Origin of the sequence: Brenneria sp. hezel4-2-4 (genome assembly GCF_013155275.1) — a bacterium.
Lineage (GTDB): Bacteria > Pseudomonadota > Gammaproteobacteria > Enterobacterales > Enterobacteriaceae > Brenneria.
Genome location: NZ_JABJXS010000004.1, coordinates 13,912 through 26,253, shown reverse-complemented (window position 1 = coordinate 26,253; position 12,342 = coordinate 13,912). Strand labels below are relative to the sequence as shown.

Annotated in this window: 11 protein-coding genes; 8 read left to right on the top strand and 3 right to left on the bottom strand. The window is 56.8% G+C overall.

Translation table 11 applies throughout. The features are described 5' to 3' along the window. The first annotated feature begins 75 nt into the window (after positions 1–75). The gene (locus tag HOY33_RS09860) at positions 76–1,086 is read left to right on the top strand and encodes an AI-2E family transporter (RefSeq protein ID WP_172290057.1); all 1,011 of its coding nucleotides are present in this window, start codon (positions 76–78) and stop codon (positions 1,084–1,086) included. Positions 1,087–1,158: 72 nt separating this feature from the next. Here HOY33_RS09860 and HOY33_RS09855 read toward each other — a convergent pair whose 3' ends face one another. The 3 genes from HOY33_RS09855 to nifJ all read right to left on the bottom strand — a co-directional run bounded on the left by HOY33_RS09855 (position 1,159) and on the right by nifJ (position 6,901). Continuing rightward, the gene (locus HOY33_RS09855) at positions 1,159–2,286 is read right to left on the bottom strand and encodes a L,D-transpeptidase family protein (RefSeq protein WP_172290056.1); all 1,128 of its coding nucleotides are present in this window, start codon (positions 2,284–2,286) and stop codon (positions 1,159–1,161) included. A gap of 181 nt (positions 2,287–2,467) precedes the next feature. After that, entirely contained in the window at positions 2,468–3,262 is a 795-nt protein-coding gene (locus HOY33_RS09850; protein WP_172290055.1) for a deaminated glutathione amidase, read from the bottom strand. A gap of 105 nt (positions 3,263–3,367) precedes the next feature. Then, the gene (gene nifJ / locus HOY33_RS09845; RefSeq protein WP_172290054.1) at positions 3,368–6,901 is read right to left on the bottom strand and encodes a pyruvate:ferredoxin (flavodoxin) oxidoreductase; all 3,534 of its coding nucleotides are present in this window, start codon (positions 6,899–6,901) and stop codon (positions 3,368–3,370) included. A 269-nt stretch (positions 6,902–7,170) separates the two neighbouring features. Here nifJ and HOY33_RS09840 point away from each other — a divergent pair, with 269 nt between their 5' ends. The 7 genes from HOY33_RS09840 to HOY33_RS09810 all read left to right on the top strand — a co-directional run bounded on the left by HOY33_RS09840 (position 7,171) and on the right by HOY33_RS09810 (position 12,330). Further along, entirely contained in the window at positions 7,171–7,491 is a 321-nt protein-coding gene (locus HOY33_RS09840; protein ID WP_172290053.1) for a hypothetical protein, read from the top strand. A 104-nt stretch (positions 7,492–7,595) separates the two neighbouring features. Beyond that, entirely contained in the window at positions 7,596–8,240 is a 645-nt protein-coding gene (locus HOY33_RS09835; protein ID WP_172290052.1) for a metallophosphoesterase, read from the top strand. A gap of 622 nt (positions 8,241–8,862) precedes the next feature. Further along, complete coding sequence (locus HOY33_RS09830) at positions 8,863–9,057, top strand: Flp family type IVb pilin (protein WP_172290051.1); 195 nt, start codon at positions 8,863–8,865, stop codon at positions 9,055–9,057. Positions 9,058–9,064: 7 nt separating this feature from the next. Beyond that, positions 9,065–9,565 carry a prepilin peptidase gene (locus HOY33_RS09825; RefSeq protein ID WP_172290050.1) on the top strand — a complete coding sequence of 167 codons (501 nt, stop codon included), beginning with the start codon at positions 9,065–9,067 and terminating at the stop codon, positions 9,563–9,565. Between the two features lie 48 nt (positions 9,566–9,613). After that, positions 9,614–10,540: a Flp pilus assembly protein CpaB gene (gene cpaB, locus HOY33_RS09820; RefSeq protein WP_172290049.1), complete on the top strand. Its 927-nt coding sequence runs from the start codon at positions 9,614–9,616 to the stop codon at positions 10,538–10,540. Next, complete coding sequence (locus HOY33_RS09815; protein WP_199378288.1) at positions 10,530–11,894, top strand: type II and III secretion system protein family protein; 1,365 nt, start codon at positions 10,530–10,532, stop codon at positions 11,892–11,894. The genes cpaB and HOY33_RS09815 overlap by 11 nt, the downstream gene beginning before the upstream one ends. Before the next feature lie 28 nt (positions 11,895–11,922). Then, complete coding sequence (locus tag HOY33_RS09810; protein WP_199378289.1) at positions 11,923–12,330, top strand: CpaD family pilus assembly lipoprotein; 408 nt, start codon at positions 11,923–11,925, stop codon at positions 12,328–12,330. The last annotated feature ends 12 nt before the right edge of the window (positions 12,331–12,342 follow it).

Sequence of the window (12,342 nt, the reverse complement as noted above, 5' to 3'; positions counted from 1 at the left end):
CTAAAACGCCAAGAATAACTGCTTAAAACGTCGATTTGGCATTTAGCATTAGTTTTACGCATACGGGGCGTCATCATGCAGTTATTGAATCTGAAACAAGCCCGGTTTTTGAGCTTTTTCTTTATTATGGGGGGCCTGTTACTGTTGCTGCCCTTGCGTCTGTTAGCCTGTTTTATCGCCGGTTTTCTGGTTTATGAAATCGTTAATCTGCTGACACCCTATTTTCAAAAAGTGATTAGCGGTAAGCGCGCCCGCTGGATGGTGGTGGCGATCATCAGCACGCTGGTGGTCAGCCTGTTGAGCCTGCTGTTCGGCAGTCTGGTCGGCTTGCTGATGCAGGAAATGAAAGATACCACGGCGTTTAACACGCGCATCGCCTATATTCTCAACGATATCCAGCAGCAGTTGATGCTGTATCTGCCGGGATATTTGCCGGTTAGCGTCGAAGAGTTGCAGCATGAGTTTCTGCAATGGGTGCAGCAGCATATCGCTATCCTGCAAAACATGGGGAAAAGCTTTCTGCACGGTTTTGTCACCATGCTGATTGGTATGGTGCTGGGCGCCATTATCTCTTTATATAATGTGGAAAGTGATGAAGAAAAACCGCTGCTGAAGGCTGAATTGCTGCGTCGGGTATCGCTGTTGTCGGCCTCATTCCGCAATATTGTTTTTGCCCAGGTAAAAATTTCCGCCGTCAATACCGTACTGTCCGCGATTTTTATTCTCGGGGCGTTTCCCTGTTTCGGCATTCATTTGCCGTTCTCTAAAACCCTGGTGGTTTTGACGTTCGTCTTCGGCTTATTGCCGGTTATCGGTAATTTAATTTCCAATTCGATTGTGTTTATTTCCGCGCTGTCTATTTCCTTGCCGATCGCGCTGGTGGCGCTGATTTATCTGATGCTGATTCATAAGTTCGAATATTTTCTCAACGCGCAGATTGTCGGCACCCGAATTAAAGCCCATGCCTGGGAAATTCTGCTGGCGATGCTGGTGTTTGAAGCAGCGTTTGGTTTATCCGGCGTGATCGCCGCGCCGATTTATTATGCTTATCTGAAAAGCGAACTGAAAGAAGCGGCGCTGATTTGACGACCGGCGGCGAAAGCGCCATGCGGGAAGCGTGAAAAATGGCGTCCGTGCCATTTTTCACGAGATGAGCAATCAGGAGTGATCGGCGTTGGACGCTGGCGCGGCGGCATCTGTTTGCGGCGCGGTATTGTCCTGTGCGGGCGTTTGGGCGGCGTCGTTTGGCGCGGATTCTTGCGCCGCATTATCCTGCGGCGGCGCGACGGCGGGATCTGCCGCATCCGGCGCAATCGGCGCCGCGACGGATTCAACCGGCACCGTAGGCGCCGCTTCTTCAATCAGACCGTTGATCTTGACCGGCATGCCGGAGCGTTCCTGAAGTGCCTTGTCAAGTTGGTGCTGGTTGACGCCGGCATCGGCGACCACTTTGCCGACTTTGGCGCTGATGGTCAGCGGCGTCGGGGCTTCGGAGTTAAATTCTTCCACGGTGCGCGACAGCGGGTGATGAACTTCCACATAACGCGAACCATCCGGTTCCACCGTTGCCTTGATCGGTTCGTTGATAAATTGCACGCGCGTGCCGACCGGGACGTGATCGAACAGGTATTTTATGTCATCCGCCCGTAAACGCACGCAGCCGTGGCTGACGCGCAGACCGATGCCAAAATTGGCGTTGGTGCCGTGAATGGCGTACAGCCGGCCGATATACAGAGCGTAAAGCCCCATCGGGTTATCTGGGCCGGCGGGGAAAACTTTCTGTAATGTTTCACCGCGCGCGGCATATTCCGCATGCATGGCGGCCGTCGGCGTCCAGGTCGGGCCGGCTTTTTTACGCTGTACCGACGTCGTCCAGTCAATCGGCGTATCCTTGCCCAACTCACCGATGCCGATCGGCAGCACCACGACGGTTTTGGTGCCTTTCGGGTAGTAATACAGGCGCATTTCCGCACTGTTGATCACGATACCTTCGCGCGGCGCGTCCGGAAGAATCAATTGATGAGGAACAATCATGGTGCTGCCCGGCATCGGCAGGTAGGCATCAATTCCCGGGTTCGCCTCCATCATGTTGCTCAGCCCCATTTGATATTGGGCGGCAAAATGCTCTAGCGGCAACGTACTGTCCGTGGGGATAGTGACTTCCAGATTATCTCCCACCAGTCGGCTGTTGGCCGCGGGCAGAGGGTAGACAACGGCAAAAGCGGCCTGGCTGAATGCCGCGGCTGCCATAACTAAGGTAAGGATCGCGCGAATACTCATTTTCATGTCTTTGTTGAGTGGTAAATGCCATACCAGAAAAGCGGGATCTGGTTTGTTCTGGGTCGATATGACCGGATGCGCATTATATGTGCAGAACCGCCTCGGAGGGAAACAACATGTGTAACGAATCACACTTTTTTATCTTGAATGGTTCTTGCGGTTATTATTCAGCGCCAGTCGGCGCTGGTTATTCATTCGGCAGGCGCGGTATGTCGAAACGGCGGTTCGCCAGCGCAGGCAATACCTCCCGTGCGTAACCCAGGCGGGCAGGATCGATATCCGCGTAGAGCAGCGCCGGTACTTCAGGAGCCTGAACGACGACGACGCCCAAGGGATCAACCACCATGCTGTTGCCGATATTCTTGACGCCGCATTCGCCGACCGCCACCACATAAGCGGTGTTTTCCAATGCGCGCGCGCGAACCAGCAATTCCCAGTGCGACTCTTTTAACGGCCCTTTGATCCAGGCGGCCGGCAGAACCAGGACGTCGGCGCCGTCCAGCGCCAGGCGTCGGGCCAATTCGGGGAAACGAATGTCGTAACAGGTCATCAGACCGATTTTCAACCCCGCGACGGCGACCAGCGGCGGCACTTCATCGCCGGGAACGACGTTTTCCGATTCCCGCATTGAAAAGGCATCGTACAGATGCAGTTTCCGATACTGGGCGATGATCTCGCCGTTACGAATGGCGATGAGCACATTCCACACTTTTTCCGCACCGTTCGGCACATGAATGCTCATTATGACGGTCATGTCGCTGCCTTTGCTGGCCGTCAGCACCTGGGTGACGAACGGGCCGTCCAGCGGTTGAGCGGCGGTCAACACCAGCTTGGGATTGGTGATGTCGCGCGCCAGAACGCCTTCAGGCAATACCAACAGATCGGCCCCCGCACGCTGTGCGTCCGACATCAGCGCGGATATCGTCGTGACATTATTTTGCCAGTCGCGGTCAACCGCGAATTGCCCGAGTGCGACCTTCATATCCGTTTCCTTTTTCCAGACCATCGATAAAATTCGATGCGTTACTCTGATTCCCCACCTGGCTTCCCCCTTGACGGAGGACGGGCCGAGGCGGGGCTGGACCACTTACTCCTGCGGGTTTTTCTCTGTTTTTCCGGCCATCATGGTCAGGAAATCATAGCGGCGGCGCAGATCCAATTCGGCCTCTTGGTAAAGCAGCGCGGTTTCTTCCGGCATCTGGGTATTCAGACGGCGGAAACGCTGCTCTTTCAGCAGGGTGTCGCTCAGGCTGCTGGAAGGCGGACGGGAATCGGTCACCAGCGCCGCTTTTCCTTCCTCGGCGCGGCGCGGATCGAAGCGATAGAGCGGCCAGAATCCGGTGGCGGTCAACTGGCGCATCTGGTCATGGCTGAATGCCAGATCGTAGCCGTGTTCCTCACAGGGACTGTAAGCAATAATCAGCGACGGCCCCGGCCAGGCTTCCGCTTCCTGAATCGCTTTCACCGTCTGGTTAAGCTGCGCGCCCAGTGAAATCTGCGCCACGTACACGTGGCCGTACATCATGACGTTGATGCCGAGATCTTTGCGCGCCTTGCGTTTGCCTTTTTCGCCGAACTTGGTCACCGCACCCAGCGGGGTGGCTTTGGACTGCTGGCCGCCGGTGTTGGAGTAACACTGGGTGTCCAGCACCAGCACGTTGACGTTTTCGCTCAGGCTCATCACGTGATCCAGACCGCCGTAGCCGATGTCATATGCCCAGCCGTCGCCGCCGATAAGCCAAATGGATTTGTCCACCAGATGATCGGCGGCGGCGGCCAGCGCTATGGCGGCGTCGCCGCCGAGATCGGCCAGCAGCATCCGCAGTTGCGCAATTTGCTGACGACGCAGTTCCGGTGCGATCGCTTCTTCCTGTAGCGCGGCGACTAAATCGGCCGGCAGTTGCGGCGCCAACTCGTGCAGTAAACGCACGGCGCGCTGGCGATGCTGATCGACGCTCAGGCGGAAGCCCAGACCGAATTCGGCGTTATCTTCGAACAGCGAGTTGGCCCAGGCCGGCCCGCGCCCGTTGGCGTCGGTGGTCCACGGCGTGGTGGGCAGGTTGCCGCCGTAGATGGACGAACAGCCGGTGGCGTTGGCCACCAGCAGGCGATCGCCATACAACTGGGTCAGCAGTTTGATGTAAGGGGTTTCGCCGCAGCCGGAGCAGGCGCCGGAATATTCAAACAGCGGCGAAATCAACTGAGAAGTACGGATATCGATACGTTCCAGCTTGGATTTGTCGATTTCCGGCAGTTGCAGGAAGAAGTCAAAGTTCTCTTTTTCGACGTTCAGGTTATCCAGACGCGATGCCATGTTGATGGCTTTAATCTCTGGATTTTGGCGATCTTTCGCCGGACAAACCTCCACGCACAGATTACAGCCGGTGCAGTCTTCCGGCGCGACCTGCAAAACATATTTCTGACCGCGCATATCGCGGGCTTTCACGTCCAGCGACTGCAGCGACGACGGCGCGTGCTCCATCGCCTCGGCCGGCACTACTTTGGCGCGAATGGCGGCGTGCGGGCAGGCGGCGACGCAGTGGTTGCACTGGGTACACAGTTGGGGCTGCCACAGCGGAATTTCTTCCGCGATATTGCGTTTTTCCCATTGGGTGGTGCCGGTCGGCCAGGTGCCGTCCGGCGGCAGCGCCGAGACCGGCAGGGTATCGCCCAAACCGGCCAGCATTGTCGCCGTCACGGTTTTCACGAAGTCCGGCGCGGCGTCGGAAACCACCGGCGGGCGCAGCGGGCTTTGCGGGTTGACCGCTTCCAGCGGCACGGCCGATAAGGCGGCCAGGGTGGCGTCGAGCGCCAGCCAGTTGCGTTCAACCAGCTCCTGACCTTTACTGCCGTAGCTTTTGGCGATCGCCGCCCGCAGTTTTTCGACGGCAAGCTCGCCCGGCAGGATCTGCGACAGATGGAAGAACGCCATCTGCATCACGGTATTGATACGGGCGCCCAACTGGCATTCACGGGCGATCTTGGCGGCATTGATGCAGTACACCTGGGCCTTGCGTTGATTAAGGCCGGCCTGAACGTCCTGCGGCAGACGATGCCACAAATCATCGCTGGCGTACGGGGCGTTAATCAGGAACACGCCGCCGGGCTTCAGCCGTTCCACCATGCTGTACTTATCAATGAACTGCCACTGGTGACAGGCGACGAAATCCGCCCGATCGATCAGGTAGGCGGAATTGATGGGGTGCGGGCCGACGCGCATATGGGAAACCGTCAGACTGCCCGCTTTCTTGGAGTCATAGACAAAGTAGCCCTGTACAAACATCGGCGTGGTTTCGCCGACGATCTTGATCGCGTTTTTGGTGGCGGATACGGTTCCATCGCTGCCCAGCCCATAGAACAAGGCTTCCAGCGAGGCGCCGGTAGGCAGATGCTGTGTCGGCAACGGCAGTGAAAGATGCGTGACGTCATCATAAATCCCCACGGTGAAGCGCGGTCGTGGGTTGGCAAGCGCTAACTCATTGAATATAGCCTGCACGCATTGCGGGGTAAATTCTTTGGATGACAAGCCATAACGACCGCCAATCACCCGCGGCATTTGCGAGCGCTCACCGATTGAGAAGGCTTCCGCCAGCGAGGTCATCACATCCAGGTACAGTGGTTCGGCCAGCGCGCCCGGTTCTTTGGTGCGATCCAGCACGGCAATGCTTTTCGCCGTCGGCGGAATGGCTGCCAGCAGATGTTGCGCGGAGAACGGACGATACAGGCGTACTTTCACCACGCCGACCTTCTCGCCGTGCGTCAGCCGCGTATCGATGACCTCTTCACAGGTGCCGACGCCTGAACCCATCAGAACAATCACGCGGGTGGCTTCCGGATGACCGTAATAGTCAAACGGCCGGTACTGACGTCCCGTGGCGGCGGCGAAATCGTCCATTGCCTGTTCAACATGCCGATAAGCGGCGTCATACCACGGGTTGGTCGCTTCCCGCGCCTGGAAAAAGGTGTCCGGGTTGGAGGCAGTTCCACGGATCACCGGATGTTCGGGAGTAAGCGCTCGCTCACGATGCGCATCGATGGCTTTCTGCGGCAATAGCTGGCGCAGCGCTTCATCGCTCAGCGGTTCGATCTTGTTGATTTCATGCGAGGTGCGGAAACCGTCGAAGAAATGGATAAACGGCAGTCGACTGTTGAGACTGGCAATCTGTGCGATCAGCGCGAAGTCCTGCGCTTCCTGCACGTTGCTGGCGCACAGCATGGCGCAGCCGGTCTGGCGTACCGCCATCACGTCTGAGTGATCGCAGAAAATGGATAAAGCGTGGGTCGCTACCGTACGGGCCGCCACATGCAGGACAAACGGCGTCAATTCGCCCGCCAGCTTATACAGCGTCGGGATCATCAGCAGTAAACCCTGCGATGAGGTAAATGTCGTCGCCAGCGTCCCGGTTTGCAGTGCGCCATGCACGGTGGCGATGGCGCCGCCTTCCGACTGCATTTCAACCACGCGGGGCGTGTCTCCCCATATATTCGTTCCGCCGTCGCTCGACCAGGCGGCGGCCTGCTCGGCCATGGTGGAACTGGGCGTAATCGGGTAGATGGCGATAACTTCATTTGTTCGCCAGGCCACAGAAGCGACCGCATTGTTACCGTCGGTGGTGATCATGACTTAACCTTTTGCTCACAAAGCCCTTCATCTTTCAGATTGCGCGTGCGTCGGCTTGCGGCATCATGAAATTGATCGGGCATAAACAGAAATACGATTCTTATCCGGGGGGATTATCGCATTTCGGGTAAGAAGATGATGAATCGATACGCGTGGAGTTGTATCAATATGTGTTTTGGTCTATTTGACACTATTATATACCTAGCGGATTGTGGTGTCTTTGCCTGCCCATAATCCTACTGTGAGAGGCGCTGATTTGAAGGAGCCGAATGGTGGCGACGAATGAATTAAAAGACCGGTTGGTTTCGGTATTGGCCGCGTTGCAGGCACAAGGCATGACCCCGGAACAGGCTGTCGACCATATCCTTCAGTCTTTCGGGGGCAATGTCGGCGAGATCTCGGCTATTTCCGTCATTACGCCGCAGCTGATCGCCGACGTATTGATCACGGTATATCAGGATGCCATTTCCGCCCGGCAAATCGCCACCATCCTGCACCGCCTGGGTTATGACCGACAGGCGGTGGCAAATACCTTGCGCGAGTATTTTCCTGAGCTTTCCCGCGCGCGCGGTGGAGATACGGGAGCGTGATGATAACGCGCCGCCTGACGGAAACGTGATTCGCTGGCGTGTTGAATCCTCCTCGATCTCAGCGCGCAAGGGGCGCATATCCGCGAGCCGAAGGTGGGGTAGTCATGTATCGCAGCATCAGTGGGGATGATTATCAAAAAGTATTCGTCGTCGGTGATATCCACGGCTGCCATCGGTTATTGCTGGATGCCCTGTCGGCCCGAAAATTCAACCGTCAAACCGACCTGCTGATCTCGGTTGGCGATCTGATCGATCGCGGGCCGGACAGTATGGCCTGTCTGGCGTTGCTGGATGAACCCTGGTTTACCGCCGTGTGCGGCAATCATGAGCGAATGGCGCGGGCCGCGCTGAGCGAGGATAACCACTGGCTTTGGGAACGCAACGGCGGAACATGGTATGCCGCGCTTAATCCGGCGGATAAATCTCTCGCCGCGCAACGGATAGCCCGAACCTCCAGCCTGCCGCTGGTCATTGACGTACATATCGGCAGCCGCCGCTATGTGATTGCCCATGCCGACTACCCGGCGAACGACTACGCGTTCGGCAAGGCGGTTGATGAGGATGCGCTTATCTGGGGGCGTACCCGCATTACCCGGGCGCTGGCGGGCGCGGGAAGTCCGATCGTCGGCGCTTATCTGTTTATCTTCGGCCATACGCCGCTGCACAAACCCCTGATCTTTTTTAATCAGCTCTACATCGACACCGGAGCCGTATTCGGCGGCCTGCTGACGTTAATCGAGTTACGCTAACGACAACGCTGTCGCATCCTGCCGCTGTTTCAAAAGTCCGTGTCGCATATCGGCCGGCGTCGGCGTTTCCCACTCGGAAAAAACCAACCATAAGATCTCTATTATTTAGAGTATATGCGATTAATAACTTTTCTTATGAATAGAGGTAATCATATTTTTAATGATGTTTTAAAAAATTATTAGATTATGAATCGTGTTTTATTGATGGAGTTATTAATTAGTCTCCTATTAATATTGTTTTATTGGGTCGGCTGTATTATTAATAACATGAATGTGTAACGTTTATTTGTTATTCGTTATAAGGGAATTCGACTTATTATTTTTATTTCTGTGATCTGGTTAAAACTTGATAAGCATTCTGATTAAAATGCTTGCGTTAATTATTTAATTGGATAGGATTGTTCCGCCATATTTAGATGCGTTAAATGTCATCTTTTTATCGGTTTCAATTATCGGTTCTACTATTTTGATAAGCGCCAGACTGTGACGAGCAGCCATGCGCAGCGCTTCTTTGCGCGTCTTTCAGACGGTGGTGCGTATCAATTTATATTAACCTTACTGATTGTTATTTTATTGTAGTGAAATATTTAATTTATCAACATTAACGCTTAGGAGAGAAGTGATGCGTAATTTTTTAAAGAAACTACAAAAAGACGAACGTGGCGTTTCCGCACTGGAATACGCCATTCTGGCAGGGGTGATCGTGGTGATTGTCGCCGGCGGAATAACAACTTTCGGCGATAAGGTCGATACGCTTTTTAAGAATGCTAATACATCGATTGAGAAAGCGGTTACCGAAAGCGAAGCGAAAAAATAAATCGTTAATGCTTTTTATTAAGCTAACCATTACCGCGTCGCTACTGGCGTTATTTGGGCTATTAATCCGCGCCGATTTAACCCGGCGCTGTTTGCCCAACCGGTGGGTATTGTATTACGCCCTGTTATTTCCCTTGTATGCCTTTTATCAGGGGCTGAACGGGGCGCAATTCGCGACACATTGTCTGGTTGGCGCGATCGCCTTTGCGCTGCTGCTGCCGCCGTTTATACGCGGCGGCGTCGGCGGCGGCGACGTCAAGTTGGGCGCGGTAGTCATGCTTTGGGCCGGGCCGCTGTACGCGGCCCCGGCTTTGGTCGTCATTGGTCTGGTCGGCGCGTTGATCGGCGTGGCGGGTTGGCTGGCGGATAAACTGGCAAAGCGGCCGCCGGCGGTCGCCGATCCGGTAAACGAACCGTCACTGGCTTATGCCCTGTCGGCCCGGCGCGGGGTGCCCGGCGTGGCGCTGGTCGCGGGCGGAATAACGGTGCTGATCCTCGGCCAGGGTTAATGATCGCTTTTTCAGTCATCTGCTAATCCATTTGGGAGTGGTCTGTCGATGTCTTCGGTATTGAAACTGGCCTTGATTCTGCTGGCGGCGGCCCTGCTGGCGGCGCTGGCCCGCATGATGTTCGTCACTAGCGAGCAGAGCGACGCGCCGCCGGAACAACGTGTGCAAGTGCGTATCACCGCTGCCGCGTTGCCGGAAGGGTTGCTGCTGCGCGAGGGGGATCTGGGTTGGCAAGCCTACCCGGAAAACAAGGTGCCGGAAGGGGCGCTGACGGCGGACGGCCGCGCGGCCAATCTTAACGGGGCGCTGCTGCGCAAACAGATGGCGGCGGGGACGCTGATTCTGGAGAGCGATGTCATCCGCCCGGACGCCCCGGGTTTTCTGGCGGCGGTGTTGAAACCGGGCATGCGCGCCGTCTCGGTGCCGGTGGATGAGGTTTCCGGCAACGCCGGGCTGATTCAGCCGGGCGATTTCGTCGACATTATCCTCACCCAGCGCCTACGTCAGGACGAGAACAACCCCCGTCATGATGCGCGGGCGGTGGTGAGTGAAACAGTGGTCGAGCGGGTGCGTATTATCGCCGTCGGCTCCAGCATACAGCGCAAAACCGAAGATAACGGCAAGCCGATCCGCGCCGGCACCGTGACCATTGAAGTGGCGCCCCGGGCGGCGGAGGCGGTGACCGTGGCGGCGCAGTTGGGCAGCCTGTCCATGGCGCTGCGCAGCTTCGCGGTGGACGAGCGGGATGGGGGCGAGGGCGACGATCAGCAGCAGGCGACGGCCTCGGTGGTGGCATGGGATAAGACGGTCGGGAAGGAGAACCGGCCAATATGGGGCGGCGATGTCTCCCGGGCATTGGGGAACGGCGCATCGGCGTCATCGGAAGGAAATGCGCGCCCGCTAGCGCCGCGTCAGGTGGTGATTATGCGGGGCAGTCAACGTCAGGAACAGGAGTTTAGCTCTCATGCTCGCTAGGATTTCATTGAGCACTTTTATGCTTACGCTGGCTATGGCCGGTTTGCTGTTGACGACGGCGGTTAAGGCGCAACAGACGCTGGCGCTGTCTGTCGGGGCGGGGAAATTAATCAACGTCGCCGCTGAAATGACGACGGTATTCGTCGCCGACCCGGAGATCGCCGATGTGCAGTCGCCGGCTCAGGGCGCGGTGCTGGTGCTGGGGAAACGGGTGGGCACCACCTCGCTGTACGCGCTGGATGAAGCGGGCAAACCGCTGCTGCAACGCACGGTGGTGGTGCGGCATAATCTGGGCGAACTGCAAAGTTCGTTGCGCCAGCGTTTCCCGAAACTGCGGCTGGCGCTGACCTCGACGCCGGGTTCGATCATGGTTACCGGTTCGGTGCCGGATGCCGAAGCCGCCGAGGCGGTTGTCCAGACCATTCGTCCCTATCTGGCGGAAAAGGAGCAGTTGCTCAACCAGTTGACTATCGCCAGCCCGGTGCAGGTGCATCTGCGGGTGCGCGTCACCGAGGTGTCGCGCCAGGTCGTTCAACAACTGGGGGTGAACTGGGAGGCGGTTTCCACCCCGGGAAACTTTCTGCTTGGGCTGGCTGGAATGCGGGACTTTGCGACGACCGACGCCGCTACGGGGGTGAGGAACTATACCCGGGCATCGGGCGCCTATGGCGGTATCGGCGGGTTCCGTACCGGCAATACGTCGATTGAAACCATGATTGACGCGCTGGATAAGGAAGGCTTAATCAGCATTCTGGCCGAGCCTAACCTGACCGCGGTGTCCGGTCAGACCGCCAGTTTTCTGGCCGGCGGGGAGTTCCCGGTTCCTATCCGTCAGGAATCCGAATCGATGAGCGTGGAGTTCAAACCATTCGGCGTGGCGCTCGATTTTACCCCCACGGTATTGGGCGACGACCGCATCAGCCTCAAAGTGCGTCCAGAAATCAGCGATATCGATCCCAACAACAGCATCGTGATGGAAGGGTTGACGATCCCCGGGGTGTCCGTGCGCCGCGTGGAAACCACCATCGAACTGGCGAGCGGCCAAAGTTTCGCCATTGGCGGTCTGTTGCAGAACAACGTCAGCGATGTGCTTTCTAAAATCCCGGGGCTGGGTTCGGTGCCGGTGTTGGGCAAACTGTTTTCTTCTACGGATTATCAAAACAACAAAAGCGAACTGGTGGTGATCGTCACGCCGTATCTGGTGCGGCCCGCGGCCGCCGCGCAACTGGCGACGCCGCTGGACAGCATGCGGGCCAATTCCGATATCGAATTTATCGTGAACAAAAAGATCGGTTATGACCCCTTGCAAAATGAAGTTCCCCGCCTGACGGGATCGGCTGGTTTTGTGTATTAGTGATTCGTTGACATAAAGGAGTATGAGGATGGCTGTTGATACAAGACTGCGCCTGTCCGCGTTACTGCTCATCGCCGGCGGCATCGGGCTGATGGCGGGGTGCGCTTCATGGCAGCGGGATAAGGCCGGTATGCCGGATGTTTCATCAATCAAATTGCAGCAGTACGGCAAACGGTGGGTGGCGATGCCGCCGGATTGCTACCCGTTGCTCCAACCCGACTATCACTGGAGTCATAACGGTCGCCGACAAGTGGCGTTCGGCTGTGCGACCTACACCAATCTGGCGGTGAGTCTGGCGCGGCCGCAGGACTTATCCCGGCCCCGGGTGTATAGCGGTATGCAAGCGGATGCGGCGGCCTTATCGGTGACGCGCTATCGCCAGAATACGGTCGAGCCGTTGCGGCAGACGCACTCTACTTCAAAATCAGGTGATTAGGCGGATAGGGAT